Source organism: Serratia sp. JSRIV002, from assembly GCF_019968725.1.
Classification (GTDB): Bacteria; Pseudomonadota; Gammaproteobacteria; order Enterobacterales; family Enterobacteriaceae; genus Chania; species Chania fonticola_B.
The window spans coordinates 4,840,101-4,858,650 of the sequence record NZ_CP074143.1; the positions used below are offsets into that span (position 1 = coordinate 4,840,101).

18 protein-coding genes and 1 other RNA gene are annotated in these 18,550 nt (G+C 52.7%); 8 read left to right on the forward strand and 11 right to left on the reverse strand.

Features of this window, described 5'->3' with window-relative positions; genetic code table 11:
• A complete protein-coding gene (gene pepP / locus KGP26_RS22735; protein ID WP_021806207.1) occupies positions 1–1,314 on the reverse strand; it encodes a Xaa-Pro aminopeptidase in 1,314 nt (437 codons plus the stop codon).
• 90 nt (positions 1,315–1,404) lie between these two features.
• Complete coding sequence (locus KGP26_RS22740; protein WP_024486381.1) at positions 1,405–1,983, reverse strand: YecA family protein; 579 nt, start codon at positions 1,981–1,983, stop codon at positions 1,405–1,407.
• A gap of 295 nt (positions 1,984–2,278) precedes the next feature.
• Here KGP26_RS22740 and zapA point away from each other — a divergent pair, with 295 nt between their 5' ends.
• The 3 genes from zapA (at position 2,279) to KGP26_RS22755 (ending at position 3,494) form a co-directional block, all read left to right on the forward strand.
• Positions 2,279–2,608: a cell division protein ZapA gene (gene zapA, locus KGP26_RS22745; protein ID WP_021179791.1), complete on the forward strand. Its 330-nt coding sequence runs from the start codon at positions 2,279–2,281 to the stop codon at positions 2,606–2,608.
• 41 nt (positions 2,609–2,649) lie between these two features.
• Positions 2,650–2,833, forward strand: a non-coding RNA gene (gene ssrS / locus KGP26_RS22750) — 6S RNA.
• Between the two features lie 52 nt (positions 2,834–2,885).
• The gene (locus tag KGP26_RS22755; protein ID WP_021806210.1) at positions 2,886–3,494 is read left to right on the forward strand and encodes a 5-formyltetrahydrofolate cyclo-ligase; all 609 of its coding nucleotides are present in this window, start codon (positions 2,886–2,888) and stop codon (positions 3,492–3,494) included.
• A 47-nt stretch (positions 3,495–3,541) separates the two neighbouring features.
• Here the strand turns inward: KGP26_RS22755 and serA are convergent, their stop codons facing one another.
• Both serA and rpiA read right to left on the reverse strand, forming a co-directional pair.
• Complete coding sequence (serA, locus tag KGP26_RS22760; RefSeq protein WP_223664646.1) at positions 3,542–4,780, reverse strand: phosphoglycerate dehydrogenase; 1,239 nt, start codon at positions 4,778–4,780, stop codon at positions 3,542–3,544.
• Between the two features lie 426 nt (positions 4,781–5,206).
• On the reverse strand, positions 5,207–5,866 hold the full coding sequence (rpiA, locus tag KGP26_RS22765; protein WP_037375716.1) for a ribose-5-phosphate isomerase RpiA: 660 nt from the start codon (positions 5,864–5,866) through the stop codon (positions 5,207–5,209).
• Between the two features lie 216 nt (positions 5,867–6,082).
• On the opposite strand from rpiA, the gene KGP26_RS22770 reads away from it, so the two are divergent.
• Entirely contained in the window at positions 6,083–6,976 is an 894-nt protein-coding gene (locus tag KGP26_RS22770) for a LysR family transcriptional regulator ArgP (protein ID WP_021179788.1), read from the forward strand.
• 37 nt (positions 6,977–7,013) lie between these two features.
• On the opposite strand, the gene KGP26_RS22775 is transcribed toward KGP26_RS22770, so the two are convergent.
• The gene (locus KGP26_RS22775) at positions 7,014–7,745 is read right to left on the reverse strand and encodes an oxidative stress defense protein (RefSeq protein ID WP_021179787.1); all 732 of its coding nucleotides are present in this window, start codon (positions 7,743–7,745) and stop codon (positions 7,014–7,016) included.
• Positions 7,746–9,088: 1,343 nt separating this feature from the next.
• Here KGP26_RS22775 and cspA point away from each other — a divergent pair.
• A complete protein-coding gene (gene cspA / locus KGP26_RS22780; RefSeq protein WP_021806212.1) occupies positions 9,089–9,301 on the forward strand; it encodes an RNA chaperone/antiterminator CspA in 213 nt (70 codons plus the stop codon).
• 159 nt (positions 9,302–9,460) lie between these two features.
• Here the strand turns inward: cspA and argO are convergent, their stop codons facing one another.
• Positions 9,461–10,084, reverse strand: a complete 624-nt coding sequence (argO, locus tag KGP26_RS22785) for an arginine exporter ArgO (protein WP_021806213.1) — start codon at positions 10,082–10,084, stop codon at positions 9,461–9,463.
• A 124-nt stretch (positions 10,085–10,208) separates the two neighbouring features.
• Positions 10,209–10,715: an Rrf2 family transcriptional regulator gene (locus KGP26_RS22790; RefSeq protein ID WP_021806214.1), complete on the reverse strand. Its 507-nt coding sequence runs from the start codon at positions 10,713–10,715 to the stop codon at positions 10,209–10,211.
• 229 nt (positions 10,716–10,944) lie between these two features.
• Here KGP26_RS22790 and KGP26_RS22795 point away from each other — a divergent pair, with 229 nt between their 5' ends.
• Entirely contained in the window at positions 10,945–12,144 is a 1,200-nt protein-coding gene (locus KGP26_RS22795) for an NAD(P)/FAD-dependent oxidoreductase (RefSeq protein ID WP_223664647.1), read from the forward strand.
• 265 nt (positions 12,145–12,409) lie between these two features.
• Here the strand turns inward: KGP26_RS22795 and mscS are convergent, their stop codons facing one another.
• Positions 12,410–13,276, reverse strand: a complete 867-nt coding sequence (gene mscS / locus KGP26_RS22800) for a small-conductance mechanosensitive channel MscS (RefSeq protein ID WP_021806216.1) — start codon at positions 13,274–13,276, stop codon at positions 12,410–12,412.
• A gap of 230 nt (positions 13,277–13,506) precedes the next feature.
• Between mscS and KGP26_RS22805 the strand changes: the two genes are divergently transcribed.
• Entirely contained in the window at positions 13,507–14,175 is a 669-nt protein-coding gene (locus tag KGP26_RS22805) for a DUF1345 domain-containing protein (protein WP_223665684.1), read from the forward strand.
• Between the two features lie 92 nt (positions 14,176–14,267).
• Here KGP26_RS22805 and fbaA read toward each other — a convergent pair whose 3' ends face one another.
• The 3 genes from fbaA to epd form a co-directional block, all read right to left on the reverse strand.
• Positions 14,268–15,347 (reverse strand): class II fructose-bisphosphate aldolase, encoded by a 1,080-nt coding sequence (fbaA, locus tag KGP26_RS22810; RefSeq protein ID WP_021179781.1) that lies wholly within the window; start codon positions 15,345–15,347, stop codon positions 14,268–14,270.
• A 155-nt stretch (positions 15,348–15,502) separates the two neighbouring features.
• Entirely contained in the window at positions 15,503–16,666 is a 1,164-nt protein-coding gene (gene pgk, locus KGP26_RS22815) for a phosphoglycerate kinase (protein ID WP_037375818.1), read from the reverse strand.
• Positions 16,667–16,738: 72 nt separating this feature from the next.
• Positions 16,739–17,755, reverse strand: a complete 1,017-nt coding sequence (gene epd / locus KGP26_RS22820) for an erythrose-4-phosphate dehydrogenase (RefSeq protein ID WP_059201700.1) — start codon at positions 17,753–17,755, stop codon at positions 16,739–16,741.
• A 459-nt stretch (positions 17,756–18,214) separates the two neighbouring features.
• On the opposite strand from epd, the gene KGP26_RS22825 reads away from it, so the two are divergent.
• On the forward strand, positions 18,215–18,502 hold the full coding sequence (locus tag KGP26_RS22825; protein ID WP_021806219.1) for a putative quinol monooxygenase: 288 nt from the start codon (positions 18,215–18,217) through the stop codon (positions 18,500–18,502).
• Positions 18,503–18,550: the final 48 nt, after the last annotated feature.

Below are 18,550 nucleotides of genomic sequence, written 5' to 3' on the forward strand. Positions count from 1 at the left end.
TTATCTGGCCGCCGCCATCAAAGCCTCAATTGCGTCGGCATCCTTCACCACGCTGGCGGTCAAGTTCTCATTGCCGTCTTGGGTGATCAGGATGTCATCTTCAATGCGGATACCGATACCGCGATACTCCTGCGGCACATCGGCATCCGGTGCGATGTACAGGCCAGGTTCTACCGTCAACACCATACCTGGCTCCAGCACGCGATCGCGGCTCGCTGAGCCATAGTGGCCCACGTCATGCACATCCAGCCCCAACCAATGGCTCAGGCCGTGCATAAAGAACTGGCGGTGTGCCTGCTCGGCAAACAGCTGTTCCACATCGCCCTTCATCACGCCCAGCTCAACCAACCCGGCGATCATGATGCGAACGACCTGATCGTTCACTTCGCGAATGCTGATACCCGGTTTAAACATTTCCAGCGCCTTGTTGATCGACGCCAGCACGATGTCATATACCTCACGCTGCGGCTTGCTGAACTTGCCGTTAACCGGGAAGGTGCGGGTAATATCGCCGGCATAACCACGATATTCACAACCGGCATCAATCAGCACCAAATCGCCGTCACGCATTTCACACTCGTTTTCGGTGTAATGCAGGATGCAGCCATTCTCTCCGCTGCCGACGATGGTGTTGTAAGACGGGAAGCGGGCACCCAAGCGGTTAAATTCGTGCAGGATCTCCCCTTCGAGCTGATATTCGAACATACCCGGGCGGCACTTTTCCATCGCACGGGTATGCGCCATGGCGCTGATCTCACCGGCGCGGCGCATAACAGCAACTTCTTCTGCCGATTTGAACAGGCGCATGTCATGCAGCCAAGGACGGTAATCCGTCAGGGTTGCAGGGGCTTCCAGGTTCTGACGGAAGCCTTTACGCAGTTTATCCAGCGCGCCAAACAGAATTTCATCGGCATAGGCATATTGCCCCTGGGCGTGATACACCACGTCCAGGCCGTTGAGCAGCAGGTGCAGTTGATCGTTGATTTCGTCGAAGGCCAGCGCGCGGTCTACCCCCAACTTGGCCGGAGCCGCGTCTTGGCCCAAACGGCGGCCAAACCAGATTTCTGCCGTCAGATCGCGTACGCGGTTGAACAGCACGCTGTGGTTATGAGTTTCATCACTCTTCACCAGGATCAACACCGCTTCCGGCTCGTTGAAACCGGTCAGATACCAGAAATCACTGTTCTGACGATAAGGATATTCAGAGTCTGCACTACGCGTCGCTTCCGGTGCGGCGAATATCACTGCCGCGCTGGCCGGAGCCATCTGTGCCAACAAAGCCTGACGGCGTTTATGGAATTCCTGCTGGGTCATCACATCTCCTGAAATCGGTTTATGCCACCTGCTGAACGCAGTCAGTAGGGGTTATCAGCGCTCTCGGCCAACGGACGCGGGATCCGCCGGTCAGTGCAACGTCGGCCGTTTATTTTCCGGGGCCGTCGGTTTCTGGCGGGTAAATTCAGTATGGCAAAGCAGCGCAGCAACGCGCACGTACTCCACCACTTCTTCCAGCGACTGTTCCAGTTCTTCCTGGTCTTCGCCTTCGTCATAACCCAGTTGAGCGATATTACGCAGATCGTCGATCGCCTCGCCCACTTCATCTTTCACCTGCGCCAGCTTCGGTTGCATCATGCCCAACCCCAACAGGAAGTGGTTTACCCACCCCGCCAAGGCATCCGCACGGTCAAACACGCTGACGGTTTCGCCTTCCGGCATCATCAGTTGGAACATGAACTCGTCATCTTCCAGCGTATCACGAGTGATTTCATGCAGCTGCTGTAACGGTTGGCTCAACGCCTGCGGGAAGGCAATGCCTTCGTTGGTCAGATCAAACACCAGCGTCTGCCAGCTGGCGTCACGGTTGCCACCGCACAGCAGGCCACTGATCAAACCGTGCATCTCGGCTGCGGTCAAAGCAACCGCCTGCTGGTTAAGAGCCACGGTCAAAGATTGGTAACTTGGAAATGTATTCTGTATAGACATGCGCATTCGTCATCGTTGGCAGGATAAGTTCGTGTTATGCTACCACCAAGGTCCGTTGGTATACCAGTTGAGGCAACACCTCAGTGGCTAGTTATAATCAGCGCAGTCCGGGCAAACGTACGGTAAATACGCATTTTGCAACCGTTTTTTGTCTGGTAAGGTTAGGCGCGGTAGATTACAACCAGGTACTGAAAAAGTGTTGAATCTTGGTACCCAGGTATATATAGTGACGCCCGCTTCGGCAGCCCGGCAATGGCTGACCGGTGCTGGCGCGAAATTTAGGCAGGAAGGTGGCATGTCTGCACAACCGGTAGATATTCAAATTTTTGGCCGCTCGTTAAGAGTCAATTGCCCGCCAGAACAACAAGATGCGTTGAACATGGCAGCAGAAGATCTTAACCAACGGTTGCAAGATCTTAAAGTTCGCACTAGAGTCACAAATACAGAGCAACTCGTATTTATCGCGGCATTGAACGTCTGTCACGAACTTGCTCAAGAACGCTTGAAAACGCGTGACTATGCGGCCAATATGGAACAACGAATTCGTATGCTGCAACAGACCATTGAACAAGCACTGCTTGAACAGGGTCGCATCTCTGAACGTCAGGATGCACAATTCGAATAACTTAAGTTGCTGGAGTTGAAGGCTCCGGCAATGAGTGAAAAATTTCTCTGAGATGTTTGCCAGCGGGCCAGTCCCCTGAGCCGATATTTAGTACCAACAGAATGTGATGATCCATGATCGGTGTGCATGCTCGGCCCGTCCGAGAAGCCTTAAGATTGTGACAGCACGTTCACCTTGAACCATGGGTTCAAGGGTTACAGCCTGCGACGGCATCTCGGAGATCCCTTCACCTGCGTTTTCAGTGTGTTAACTCACCACTTTTGGCGAATCTCACACTATGTCTTTGCAACCTCAGTTCGCTCAGCAACGCCAACTCATCCGTAACGAAATACGCCAACGACGTCGTGCCTTAACGCCCGCTCAGCAGCATGATTTTGCCCAGCAAATGGCCTGCAATATTGCGCAACATCCCCGCATTCAGGCGGCCAGAAGCATTGCGGCGTTTCTCTCTTTTGATGGCGAACTAAATACAGGCCCGCTGATCGAGCGACTGTGGCAACTGGGTAAACAGGTTTATCTGCCGGTGTTACATCCGTTCAGCCCCGGTAACCTGTTATTCCTGCATTACACCGCGCAAACACCTCTGGTGAGTAACCGCTTCAAAATCCTCGAGCCAGCGCTCGATGTCCGCAACGTCTTGCCGGTGTCGCAATTGGATGTAGTCTTGACGCCGCTGGTCGCCTTCGATTCGGCAGGGCAACGTCTGGGGATGGGCGGCGGGTTTTACGATCGCACCTTGCAGAACTGGCAACACATTGGCCCCTATCCGATGGGGATTGCGCACGATTGCCAACGGGTTAGCGCCTTGCCGGTGGAACAATGGGATATTCCTCTGCCAGAGATTATCACCCCGTCACAAACCTGGGCCTGGCCAGTCTCCGCATAGCAAAAGGCCGGATTGCTCCGGCCTTGATGTTTTCCGTCGGTTACCGACTAGAGCAGTAAGCGGGCGCGGATAGTCCCTTCGATCGCTTTCATACGTTGCAACGCGGCATCAGCACGTTCGGTTTCCGCTTCGATATCGATAACCACGTAGCCGATTTCCGAGCTGGTCTGCAGATACTGGGCCGCGATGTTCACCCCTTCTTCGGCGAAGATCTGGTTAATCTGCGTCAGGATGCCTGGACGGTTTTCATGAATATGCAGCAAACGGCTGGCGTTCGGGCCATGAGCTGGCAGCGATACCTCTGGGAAGTTGACCGCAGACAGCGTTGAGCCGTTATCGGAATACTTCGCGAGCTTGCCAGCCACTTCATCACCGATGTTCTCCTGCGCTTCCTGGGTTGAACCGCCGATATGCGGCGTCAACAGCACATTATCGAACTCGCACAGTGGAGAATTGAACGGATCGCTGTTGGTTGCCGGCTCTTCCGGGAACACGTCGATTGCCGCACCGGCCAGATGGTTGCTCGCCAAGGCGTTACACAGTGCCGGGATATCTACCACGGTGCCACGTGAGGCGTTGATCAGGATCGCACCTGGCTTCATCAGCGCCAACTCTTCGGTGCCGATCATATTCTTGGTCGACAGCGTTTCCGGCACGTGCAGCGTAACCACGTCGCTCATATTGAGCAGATCGGAAAGATGACGCACCTGTTGGGCATTACCCAACGGCAGCTTGTTCTCGATGTCGTAGAAGAACACCTTCATCCCCAGGCCTTCCGCCAGGATGCCAAGCTGAGTCCCGATATGGCCGTAGCCGATGATCCCCAACTTTTTGCCCCGCGCTTCATACGAGCCCACGGCCAGTTTCTGCCACTGGCCACGGTGTGCCTTGGCGTTGGCCAGTGGGATCCCGCGCAGCATCAACAGCAGCTCACCCAGCACCATTTCGGCCACGGATCGAGTATTGGAGAAAGGCGCGTTAAACACCGGAATGCCGCGTTTGGTCGCCGCTTTCAAATCAACCTGGTTGGTGCCGATACAGAAACAGCCCACCGCGACCAGCTTCTCTGCGGCCGCGAAAACTTCCTCGGACAGATGCGTACGCGATCGGATACCCACGAAGTGTGCATCACGGATCGATGCCTTCAGCGCTTCGGTGTCTAACGCACCTTTGTGATATTCGATGTTGCTATATCCGGCAGCACGCAGGTTATCTACGGTGCTCTGATGAACCCCTTCTACCAACAGGAACTTAATCCTGTCTTTCTCCAATGATACTTTTGCCATTTACCCGACCCTATAATCAGACTTCAGAAGCGGCTGTTTTCCCCTTTATACCCGTCATATTCCAAGCGACTGCTTGAAATCCAGAGGGTATAGCTTTCACATTACCGCCAGACCGGCAGCAACCCAAAATCAACAGCACGTCCCTCCAACATAACAAAAATAACGCGCCCGGCAATACAAACGATTGCCTGCCCGTTAGCACAAGGCTCAGCGATGTCGGTGCTTTCTGGTGGAAAATGCCATCGGGAAAGATTTAGGCAGAAGCTTAACGGAGGTTATTCACGGAATGTGACATATGTCACCAAATTCGTCGATTTTGAGAAAAGATATTTTAAGACAAGAATTATGCGTGGCGGGCCGTTAGCCCGTAAAAAGCGGCGAACCGGCTGAGGCTATGTCAGCAGACTCGCCGCTTTCATGGCCAGATTATCTGACCACTTTTTTTACGCCATCCGGCGTGCCGACCAGTGCAACGTCCGCGCCACGGTTGGCAAACAGACCCACGGTAACCACACCGGCGATGCTGTTGATCTTATTTTCCAGCGCGATAGCGTCAAGGATTTCCAGGTTGTGCACGTCCAGGATCACGTTGCCGTTATCAGTTAACACGTTCTGGCGATATTCCGGCAGGCCGCCCAGCTTGACCAACTCACGCGCTACGTAGGAACGGGCCATCGGGATCACTTCTACCGGCAGCGGGAATTTACCCAGCACATCAACCTGCTTGGTGGAGTCGACAATGCAGATAAACTGACGAGCAATGGCAGCAATGATCTTCTCACGGGTCAGAGCCGCGCCACCGCCTTTAATCATCTGCATGTGGCCGTTGATTTCATCGGCACCGTCCACGTAGATATCCAACGAATCCACTTCATTGCTATCGAAAACGTGGATCCCCAGGCTTTTCAGCTTGGCGGTCGACGCGTCTGAGCTGGATACCGCGCCTTCGATCTGGTGTTTGATCGAACCCAACGCATCAATAAAGTGAGCCGCGGTAGAGCCGGTGCCCACGCCCACGATAGTGCCAGGCTTCACGTATTCCAATGCTGCCCAACCTACCGCTTTTTTCAGTTCATCCTGAGTCATGATGTGCTCATTGCCTATGTACGAAAACGTGTGCGTATTATAGGGTAAATCACTGACGGCAACTTAGGCTAAAACACACTTATTTAACCTGACGCACATTTCTGCCCCTCCCTACGACGCCCGCGCTGAAAAGAGCGGCGGGATTTTTTCACCTGAGAAAGTGCAAAAATGTGGCATAGTGCCTGAATCAATTTACTAAAAGGGATCTTCTCTCCGATGAAACGCCCAGACTATAGAACGCTGCAAGCGCTGGACGCGGTGATCCGTGAGCGTGGCTTTGAGCGCGCGGCACAAAAACTTTGTATCACCCAATCGGCGGTATCCCAGCGCATCAAACAGTTGGAAAACCTGTTCGGCCAACCGCTACTGGTACGCACCGTGCCACCGCGCCCAACCGAGCAGGGTCAAAAACTGCTGGCCTTGCTGCATCAGGTCGAGCTGCTGGAAGAGGAGTGGTTAGGGAATGACAATGGGGTCGATACGCCGCTGTTGCTGTCACTGGCGGTCAACGCCGACAGCCTGGCAACCTGGCTGTTACCGGCACTAAAACCGGTACTGGCCGATTCCCCGGTGCGCCTGAATTTGCAGGTGGAAGACGAAACCCGCACGCAGGAACGTCTGCGCCGGGGGGAAGTAGTGGGCGCGGTGAGTATCCAGCCGCAGCCGCTGCCGAGCTGCCTGGTCGATCGGTTGGGCGCGTTGGACTATCTGTTCGTCGCCTCAAAAGCCTTTGCCGATCGCTATTTCCCCAACGGCGTGACCCGCTCCGCCCTGCTGAAGGCACCGGCGGTGGCATTCGATCATCTCGATGATATGCATCAGGCGTTTTTACAGCAGAACTTCGATCTCTCGCCGGGCAGCGTTCCCTGCCATATCGTTAACTCGTCAGAGGCGTTTGTTCAGTTGGCACGGCAAGGCACCACCTGCTGTATGATCCCGCATCTGCAGATTGAGAGAGAGCTGGCTAGCGGAGAACTGATCGACCTGACACCGGGCCTGTTCCAGCGCCGTATGCTGTTCTGGCACCGCTTTGCACCGGAGAGCCGCATGATGCGTAAGGTCACCGATGCGCTGCTGTCTCACGGGCATCAGGTATTAAGGCAGGATTAAAGGCGCGGCATAACACCGCGCCCCGGCAAGAGATTGCTTACTGTGCGGCGTTGGTTTTCAGCTCGAATACCACGTCCACCTGATCGTCAAAGTGAATACTTTGCTGTTCGTAAGTCTGAGCGGCATCGCTTTCCGGTGCCGCAGCAGCGGCCTTAAACATGCGCGCGACCGGCATCGGCTGGTAGTTGGCAACGTGATAGCGAATGCTGTACACCGGCCCCAGCTTGGCCTTAAAGCCCTGCGCTAACGAGGCAGCTTGCTGAGTGGCGTTTTCAATCGCTTTCTGACGTGCCTGCTCGCGATAAACCTCTGGCTTGGCCACCCCAAGCTCAACCGCACGAATTTCGTTCAAACCCGATTTCAGCGCACCGTCCAACAGCTCGTTGAGTTTATCCAACTGGCGCAAGGTTACCTGCACCTGGCGCACGGCCTGGTAGCCCTTCAGCTGCGATTCACCGGTTTTCAGATAGTCATATTCTGGCTGGGTCCGCAGGTTGGCCGCATTGATATCTTTCTTTTCAATGCCGTTTTTTTGCAGGAAGTCAAAATACTGCGCTACGCGCTCATCAACCTGTTTTTTCGCCTGGGCAGCATCTTTGGCAGAAACGCTGACTTCGATCGCCAGTGTGGCAATATCCGGGGTGGCGTCAACGCTGGCCGTACCGGAAGTGACCACATGCGGCCCTTCAGGTACTTCTGCTGCCTGCAGCGCCAGAGGTAACGTGCCTAATCCAATCATTGCGGCCATGGCCAATGCTTTAAGCTTCACAGTGTCTCCTTGAATGACTAAATGCTTACCTTCAAAGCTAACACATCCTGCCGCCCTTGGAATTCGGATTAGTGACAAAGGGTAGCGTTGTCCTGCAAAAAATTGAAAAATCGCATCACGGAAATTGCGTTTTCTGGTAGGAAAGGTACGTACGATCTGCGACAGACGAAGCAACGCCTCCATCCACCGATTACGCAACTCACTTAAATTGCATAAATAACCCCCATCGAAAGCTAAAACGTCATTGGCATAATGAGAAAGTATTACGGAGTTCAGCCAAAAAAGGTGGGAGCGGAATTCTTGAGGTTTTCATTGTGAGAATACCGATCAGGAAATCAGGCGAGAAACACACCCTTTAACCCGGTATTAACAGGATCAGAGTTTGTCACACCTTCATACTGAGCCTGTTTTAACTTGGATTTACTGATAATAAAAACATGTTGTTAAAAACAGTATTGACACAGTATCTAAAACCCGTAAATTAGGCATCAACAGCGGCACATAAAACAGCTCGCTGTTAATATAGAGCGCAAGCAGTATGTATTTTTAATAGGTTTTTTGTTTTTCTGCGATAAAGGCCACGAAATATTTTTGTATGGGATAATCGCAGTTGGCTAGAGTAGCAGGCTCACGCGATAACGTTTTAAGGCCATGTAGTCAGTCTCTACAATCGCAAAGTATGTATGTTAACGCGATGGTGTAAGGCTCTGATTTATAGCTTTTTGATGTTGCGTGTTGTTGAAAGAATGTTATCGCAACGAAAGTAAGGCCACGCATCAAGTACTTTATATCGCGAGGGGAGATGTACTGGTTTAACCTGCTCAATCTTTCATATTTCTTCGGATTAGTAGGCGTTATACATCAGTCAGTATAGGGAGGATGATATAGCTATCTTTTATCACCCAATATTATCTGTGATAAACAAGTGCATTTAGAGTAGTACCAAAATCAGTAGTATCAAGTTATGTAAGTTGATTCATGTTAAATCTTAAGTTTGTAGTACCCTAAAAGCCCTGACTGCAACGGTCGGGGCTTTTAGCTTTCATGGTTCAGCCAAGCTTCGTGTTCCGTACATACAGCCATCGAAAAGATAAGGCGCGGTACACGTGTGAAAAAAGTTAGTGAAGTTAATGCTTGCAAAATTAATCAGCACGTGACTATTATGGCTCATCGGTTTGGAACACAGACCTTATGAAAGCAGTTTTAGTAAAGCAGTCCTCAGTCCAAGTGCTATCCATAGATATCCTTCTTCATGAGCCTCCTCCTAAGTGCCCAATAAGTAAATCTCTGCAAAACAGGCCATGTTCGCCACATTGAGTGGCTCAAAATTAAAGGAAGTATCTATGTCTGATAAAATGACTGGTTTAGTAAAATGGTTTGATGCAGGTAAAGGTTTTGGTTTTATTACTCCTGCTGATGGCAGCAAAGATGTCTTCGTGCATTTTTCTGCGATCCAAAGTAACGATTTTAAAACGTTAGATGAAGGGCAAAAAGTAGAATTCTCTATTGAGAATGGTGCTAAAGGCCCTTCAGCTGGTAACGTTTTTGCGCTTTAAAGACCGATCAGTTTGCTAGAGCTTGCAATAGCGATGAGGGCAAATAGCCTGAGCAGTTAAGCCATAGCGATAAAAAGCCCGCTCTCGTAAAGCGGGCTTTTTCGTATAGAAAAATCAAGAATATGACTCAAATACTACTAGGGTTGGTATGGTCGATTCCTACCAATTAGAGGTTAGCCCATGCCAGGCTAATTGTAGCGCAATGACCCACATCACCAGCCCGACCAGAACGTTGATAATCCGTTGTGCCGTCAGGGTTTTCAGCCACGGCGCCAGCCATGAGGCCAGCAATGCCAAGGCAAAGAACCAGACGATCGAAGCGCTGACCGCGCCAAGGGCAAACCAGGAACGAATATCTGGCGTCAGTTGCCCTCCCAGGCTGCCGAGCACCACAAAGGTATCGAGGTACACATGTGGGTTCAGCCAGGTGACAGCCAACATGGTTACCACAATGCGCCAGCGGTTTTGCTTCATCTCTTGCGCCGCTGCCAGCTCCATATGTTGGCTAAACGCGGTGCGGAAAGCCCCCCAGCCGTACCACAGCAGGAAAGCAACGCCGCCCCAGGTCACCAGCGCCAATAGCATAGGTGAACTACTGAGCAAGGCGCTACCGCCAAAAATACCGGCGCAAATCAGAATGATATCGCTCAACGCGCACAGCGAGGCGGTCATCAGATGATAATGGCGGCGGATCCCCTGGTTCATCACAAACACATTTTGTGGGCCAAGCGGCAGGATCATCGCGGCGCTCAAGGCAAAGCCTTGCAGATAGATGGCTAACATGGTGTTCCTTCTGGAAATATCAGCGCCGGGAAAGCGGCGTGTGCTGTTCAACACGCGCATCATACGAAGATAAAATTATTAGGGGAAATGGATATTTCTAATCAGGCATCAGTAATACTAATGCTCAATCGTTACGGCGATGATCTATCCACTCTTCAATCTGGATCGGGAAGACATCCGGTGCCTTTCTCAGCATCCGCCGCACCAGATCCAGCACGGTATGTTGCGATAGCGCCTCTTCCATACGTTGCTGGGCAATATTCATCACCTGGCGCACGCCGCAGATGCCTTCACAGGCCCAGTCGGGCGCAGGTTCATCAAAGACGGCCAAGCGTTGGCGGATTTCTTTGCAGTCGAAGATGGCCTTTTCACCGTCGATAGCCGCCACGATATCCAGTACGGTGATCTGATCGGCCGGTTTGGCCAGCCGAAAGCCGCCGCCCTTACCCTCGCTGCTTTCAACCAACTTAGCCTTGGAAAACTTGGTGAATATCTTGGCCAGGTAATCATAAGGCACGCCCTGCAATTCGGCGATTTCGCGCACGCTCATCTCACGCCCTTCGCCTTTGCTATCGACCATACACATCAGGCTATGGATGCCATACTCCACCCCGGAACTGTAGAACGCCATGTTTTCTCCGCACGATTAACTCTGAGTTAAATAGTAATTTCTTCTCCTTAATGATGCAACGCCAGCATCCCGCCCACACCAGAAAAATTAAAAAACAATAAAATTCATATAATTAAATAAAACCTGCTAACGATTGAGTGTAAAAGGCTTGATGATACAAACTGCGATCAATATAGTCGTAGTTAAAGATTGAGCCAATTTACAGATGAAACAACAGCGGAGTGACTGCATGAAACAACAAATTCTTATCCTGGGTGCCGGTTTTGCAGGGATGTGGGCGGCATTGAGCGCTGCACGATTAACCGATCTCTATGGTCGTCACGATATCGAGATCACCGTGCTGTCCCCTCAGGCAGAGCTGCGTATTCGCCCCCGTTTCTATGAGTCCGAGGTGGAGAACTACGCCGCTCCGCTGCTGCCATTATTCGCAGTAACCGGGGTAAAATTTATCGCCGGGGTTGCCAGTGAGATTGATAGCGCCAGCCAGCAGGTTTGGTACCACAACGAACAGAACCAACTGACTGCCGTACGTTACGATCGCCTGATCATGGCGACCGGTAGCCACATCGCTCATACCTTGCCTGGAGCACAGCAGTACGCCTTCGACGTCGATAAAATGGAGAACGCAGCCCGCCTGGAGCAGCATCTTGATGCGTTGGCCGAGCAGCCTGAGAGCGCCGCACGTAATACCGTCATCGTTTGTGGCGGCGGCTTTACCGGTATTGAGGTGGCCACCGAAATGCCTGCACGCTTACGGGCGATCCTCGGTGACTCTGCTGCAATTCGTGTGATTGTTGTCGACCGCAGCCCGGTGGCGGGGGGCCGTTACAGCGAGCAACTGCGCGACGTGATTAGCCAAGCCTCGCTAGAGTTAGGCGTCGAGTGGCGGCTGAATAGCGAGATTAAGGCCATTGATGAGAGCGGGCTGACGCTGAAAAACGGCGAACATATCGCCTCCAGCACCGTGATTTTAACCGTGGGCGTACAGGCCAGCCCGTTAACCCGGCAAATCCCAGGTGAGCGCGATCCGCAAGGCAGGCTGCACGTCGATCAGCATTTAAGAGTGATTGGGCAGAACGCAGTTTATGCCACCGGCGATGTCGCCTTTGCCAGTACTGACGATCAAGGCAATCACGCCCTGATGACCTGCCAGCACGCCATTATGTTAGGGCGCTTTGTCGGCCATAACGTCGCCGCCGATTTGATCGGTATTGACCCCTTGCCCTACCGCCAGGTGAATTACGTTACCTGTCTGGATCTTGGAGCATGGGGCGCGGTTTACAGCGAAGGTTGGGATCAGGTGGTGAAATTCACCCAAGAAGAGGGAAAGAAAATCAAAGTCTCCATTACCAACGAGTTGATCTATCCCCCACAGGCAGAACGTGAAGTAGCCTTTGCCGCCGCCGATCCGTTAGCCCCGTTTGTTTAAGCCCTCACCCCAACCCTCTCCCAAAGGGAGAGGGAGCTGTTAGGCCCTGCTCTTTTGGAAGTAAAGAAGTCATCCCAGCAAACTCGACGCTCACTCACCCGAGGTGCGTCACCCACTCTATCTGTACACCCCATAGGGAGAGGGAGCGACCTGGAGCGCTTAGTGGGGAGTAAAGAAAACGAAAGTGGGGAAATTAAGCAGAAATATCAGCGGACTCGATCGGTACCCTCTCCCAGTGGGAGAGGGTTAAGGTGAGGGGCGGTTATTACTCCGGCTGTTCAGCCGCCTTGGCTACATGGCGGACATGCACGTCCATCTGCGGGAATGGAATACCGATCTGGTGGGCATCCAACTGACGCTTGAAGTTTTCCATCAGATCAAAGTACACGTTCCAGTACTCGGCATTGGTGGTCCAGGAGCGAGTCACAAAGTTCAGTGAAGAAGGTGCCATTTCATTGAGGCGAACCGTCACGCCTTTATCGTGCATGATGCGCTTATCTGCCGCGATCACGTCGCCCAACACTTTCTTCACCAGATCGATATCGGCGTCATAGGCCACACCGACCACGATATCCACGCGGCGGTTTGGCTCACGGGAATAGTTGATGATATTGCCCGCGATGATTTTACCGTTCGGCACCACAATGGTTTTGTTATCAGAGGTACGCAGTGTGGTGGAAAAGATCTGCACCTGATCTACCGTACCAGAAACGCCACCCAAATCGACAAACTCACCAGCCCGCAGAGGGCGGAAGGCTACCAGCAGCACACCGGCCGCAAAGTTGGAAAGTGAACCTTGTAGTGCCAGCCCCACAGCCAAGCCAGCGGCACCCAGCACGGCAATCACTGAGGTGGTCTGGACACCAATACGCCCCAGCACCGCAATAAAGGTAAACGCCAGGATGCTGTAACGTGCCATCGCAGCCAGGAAATCTGCCACGGTTGCATCGATGCCACGCAGCTTCATCACGCGGCTGAGCGCATTACTCACTACACGAGCCACCACTGAACCAATAATGAAAATCACGATCGCGGCAACAATATTCACCGCATACTGGATCAGCATATCCTGATGGTTGACTAGCCAACTGCTGGCATTGTTAATGCCTTCTACTACGTTAAGTTCTTCCATTCTGACGTCCTACTTGACATCCCCGTGCGGGGAAAATGAGCAAAATATACTGGCAAAACAGGGCCAATAAACCAACCACAGCTAAGGGTAACCAACATTTTGCCGCAGTGCCAACCACTACAGGTAAAATTTTCCATCAGTTTTACCGGGTATAACCTGAATAAATCTCGGGTTAACCTGATTTCAACTATGATAGAAATGAATTTACGGGACAAGGAGAGCTTATCGTGATCGCCATTTCCACCTCGCTTAAACACTATTGGCAAGTGCGCCCCAGATTATTGATTTCGGTAGGTGCTGGGCTTGTGTGTGTCGGGCTGCTTCCTGCGCATCTCCCATGGCTGCAACGTTTGATCGTTGGTTGGAACGTGATGGCATGGATCTATTTATTGTGTCTTTGGCATCTGATGCTGGGCTGCACGCCACAACGTACTCGGCAATTAGCACGCAAGCAGGACGAGAGTGCCCGCCAGGTATTGGCGATGGTCACTTTGGGCTGCGTGGTGAGCATTCTGGCCATCCTGTTTGAATTGAGCACCGCCAAACACGTCAGCGGCACGTTGAAAACGCTGCACCTGGCCCTGACCGGCTCCACACTGGTAGTTTCCTGGCTGCTGTTACCCACGGCCTTCACCATGCACTACGCCCACCTGTTTTACCACCAGCGGGCCAATACGGAGGTGTTACCGCTATTGTTCCCCGGCAAGCTGACGGAGCCAAACTATTGGGACTTCGCCTATTTCTCCTTCACCATTGCCGTGGCAACCCAAACCGCCGACGTGGCAGTGGGCACCGCGGACGTGCGTAAAATCACCCTGTTGCAATCGGTGATCGCTTTTGTTTTCAATATCTTGATCCTGGGGCTGTCGATTAACGTCGGAGCGGGATTATTGGGGTAGCTGACTGGGTTAATGGGTGCCTGGATAGCTTTGCACAAAAAAAGAAAAGGCTCCCTCGGGAGCCTTTTAGCGACATGAACGGAGGGACGCTATTACAGCACGTCTACCGCGTTCAGTTCTTTGAATGCCAGTTCCAGACGGGTGATCATGGAAGTCTGGGCAGCACGAGTCCATACGCGTGGATCGTAGTATTTCTTGTTCGGCTTATCGGCACCTTCTGGGTTACCCAGTTGGCCCTGCAGATAGCCTTCGTTCTTTTTGTAATAGTTCAGGATACCTTCCCAAGTTGCCCACTGGGTGTCGGTATCGATGTTCATTTTCACTACGCCGTAGCTAACCGCTTCTTTGATTTCTGCTGCGGTAGAACCTGAACCACCGTGGAACACGAAGTTCAACGCATTGTGCGGCAGGTTGTGTTTCTTGGAAACATAGTCCTGAGAATCACGCAGAATGGTTGGGGTCAGTTTCACGTTGCCTGGCTTGTAAACACCGTGTACGTTGCCGAAAGAGGCAGCGATGGTGAAGCGCGGGCTGATAGCGTTCAGTTTTTCGTACGCATAATCAACGTCTTGTGGCTGAGTGTACAGGGAAGAAGCGTCCATGTGGCTGTTGTCTACGCCATCTTCTTCACCGCCGGTGCAGCCCAGTTCGATTTCCAGGGTCATACCGATCTTCGCCATGCGGGTCAGGTACTTACTGCAAATTTCGATGTTTTCTTCCAGTGACTCTTCAGACAGGTCGATCATGTGTGAAGAGAACAGTGGCTTACCGGTCGCCGCGAAGTGCTTCTCACCCGCGTCCAACAGGCCGTCTAACCATGGCAGCAGTTTCTTCGCGCAGTGGTCGGTGTGCAGGATCACTGGCACGCCGTAATGCTCAGCCATCTGATGCACGTGATGTGCGCCAGAGATTGCGCCCAGGATCGCAGCACCTTGTGGCACGTCAGTTTTGATACCTTTACCCGCGATAAAGCCAGCACCGCCGTTAGAGAACTGAACGATTACTGGAGCACGCACCTTGGCTGCTGTTTCCAGCACTGCGTTGATGGAGTCGGTACCCACGCAGTTTACCGCTGGCAGTGCAAAGTTGTTCTCTTTGGCAACTGCGAAGACTTTCTGCACGTCATCACCTGTGATGACACCTGGTTTTACGAAATCAAAAATTTTAGACATTAGACGTTGTCCTGTTTCGTTGGCCGTATACCCGTCGTCTTGCAAGCTACAACCTGCAAGCTAGTGGTAGCGATGGATAAATAGCGATTTTTTACTCCCACAGCCAAGCTGGGGAGCATAAACAAACGGGCGGCTTGCGCCCCCCGTTATCTGAATTACTGCTTAGCGCGCTCTTCCAGCATCACTACTGCAGGCAGAGGTTTCCCTTCAACGAATTCCAGGAAGGCGCCGCCGCCGGTAGAGATGTAGGAAATTTTGTCAGCGATACCGAACAGATCGATAGCTGCCAGAGTGTCGCCGCCGCCTGCAATGGAGAAGGCTTCGCTATCTGCGATAGCGCGTGCAACGATTTCGGTGCCACGACGGAAGTTAGGGAACTCGAATACGCCAACCGGGCCATTCCACAGAATGGTTTTGGCGTTCTTCAGGATCACGGCCAGACGCTCGGCAGAGACGTCGCCCATATCCAGAATTTGCTCGTTGTCCTGGATCTCGTTGGCCTGCTTCACAGTGGCCACTGCGGTTTCAGAGAACTCGGTCGCTACGCGTACGTCGGTTGGCACCGGAATATCGCAGGTTTCCAACAGCTTTTGCGCGTTCGGGATCAGATCCGGTTCGTACAGGGACTGCCCCACGTTATTCCCTTGCGCCGCCACGAAGGTGTTAGCGATGCCGCCACCCACGATCAGCTGATCGGCGATCTTGGACAGAGAATCCAGCACGGTCAGTTTGGTAGACACTTTAGAACCACCAACGATAGCCACCATTGGGCGAGCCGGGTTACCCAGCGCTTTGCCCAGGGCTTCCAGTTCCGCAGACAGCAGCGGGCCTGCACAGGCAACCGGAGCAAATTTGCCCACGCCATGTGTAGAAGCCTGTGCACGGTGTGCGGTACCAAAGGCGTCCATCACATACACGTCGCACAACGCAGCATATTTCTTGGACAGCACTTCGTCGTCTTTCTTCTCGCCTTTGTTGAAGCGAACGTTTTCCAGAACAACCAGTTCACCTTCTGCAACGTCAACGCCTTCCAGATAATCCTTCGCCAGACGGACTGGGGATTTCAGATGCTCTTTCAGGTAGTTGACCACTGGCAGCAGGGAGAATTCTTCGTTGTACTCGCCTTCGGTAGGACGACCCAGGTGGGAAGTTACCATCACGCGGGCGCCTTGTTTCAGCGCAGCTTCGATAGTCGGCAGGGAGGCACGGATACGCGCATCGGAAGTCACTTTACCGTCTTTCACTGGTACGTTCAGATCGGAACGGATCAGAACGCGTTTACCCGCCAGATCCAGATCGGTCATCTTAATTACAGACATGGTGAACCCTCTTTGTTGATTCTCTATAAAGTTGCCTGAGCGACGCATCAACACCACGTTGATAGCGCCTTACTAGAAACCGCTTGCGGCCATTGCCCGTGTTGTATCCAACATCCGGTTGGCAAAGCCCCATTCGTTATCACACCAGACCAAGGTCTTGATCAGGTGCTGTCCGCTGACCCGGGTTTGCGTCCCATCAACGATGGCGCTGTGCGGGTCATGGTTAAAATCAATCGAGACTAATGGTAGTTCTGTATAGTCAACTATACCACGAAATGATCCCTGTGCCGCCTTTTGCAACAGCTGGTTTACCTCTGTGACCAACACCTTCGAGCTTACGCTGACGCTAAGATCGATGGCCGTTACGTTGATCGTCGGCACCCGCACGGAGATCGCTTCAAAACGATCGCAAAACTGCGGGAAGATGCGCGTAATGCCCGCTGCCAGCTTGGTGTCGACCGGTATAATCGACTGGCTCGCCGCGCGGGTACGCCGCAAATCCTGATGATAGGCGTCTATCACCGGCTGATCGTTCATCGAGGAGTGGATGGTGGTTACCGTGCCGGACTCAATGCTGTAGGCATCGTCCAACAGCTTGATAATCGGAATAATGCAGTTGGTGGTACAGGAGGCGTTGGACACGATGCGATGCTCGCCACGCAGCGTTTGGTGGTTAACCCCAAACACGATGGTCGCATCCAGATCGTTACCACCCGGATGGGCAAACAGCACCTTTTTTGCCCCTGCCGCCAGATGAGCTTCGCCATCTGCCCTGCTGCCGTACACACCGCTGCAATCCAGCACCACATCCACGCCCAGTTCGCCCCAGGGCAACTGGTCCAGCGCTGGCTGATGCAACAAACGAATGCTGTCATCCCCCACGCTCAACACGTCACATTCCTGGCGCACATCCCAGGCAAAGCGGCCGTGGCTGGAGTCATATTTCAGCAGGTGGGCCATCCCCTCGGCATGTGCCAGTTCGTTGATGGCGACGACGGAAATTTCGGCGCGTCGTCCCGATTCGTACAGTGCGCGTAAAACGCTGCGGCCAATACGGCCAAAGCCGTTTATCGCTATGCGGATGGTCATGCTACTCCCTGAAAAAGGGCGCTCCCTGACGGTGGTGTTCCACTTCAAGGATCGCGCAGACTGATTATCTCGCCTAGAGTACTTTAGCGTACTGCCTGCTGTGAATCGCTGCTTTGCATTATTCGTCAAACCCCCGTTGCTCATCGCAACCGCTCACTCTGCATTTCCACTAACAACAGTGATAACTGAAACGCTTCAGCCGAGCATAAACCAAAGTTTTGCCAAAAGGAACAGGTGCAATGCGCTGCCTGTCATGTCGAGGGGACTTTGCGAAAATAAAATGATCTAGCGCACATTTTTACCCTCAGCCCCCGCTAGCCGAATTGAGTTCGAATGCGCAAATGACTTGCCGCTAACGCCAAGACCACCATAATAGACCCTGCGTTTGTTAGGTGAAGCAAATGCTGATGGGTCTAACTCTCTTTCTTTTGTGGTTAATGTTATTTACAAGGAACCAAAATGAGTGAAATCAAAGTAGTCGCCCTGATCAAAGCCATGCCGGAACACCGTGCTGCGGTAGACAAAGCGGTACGCGCCATGGTCGCCCCGAGCCGTTCCGAGCCGGGCTGTATCCAATATGATTTGCATGAAGAGCAGGGCCATCCGGGCGCTTTCGTATTTATCGAACGCTGGACTTCTGAGCAAGCGCTGAAAGAGCACATGGCAATGTCTTACCACGATGCCTTCCTGGCCGAATTGGAAGGAAAGTTAGTCAGCCTGGAAGTGAAAAAACTGACTCAGCTGTAATTGTAATGATTAGGGGCGCTGTTCGGCGCGCCCCTTCACACTCTATCA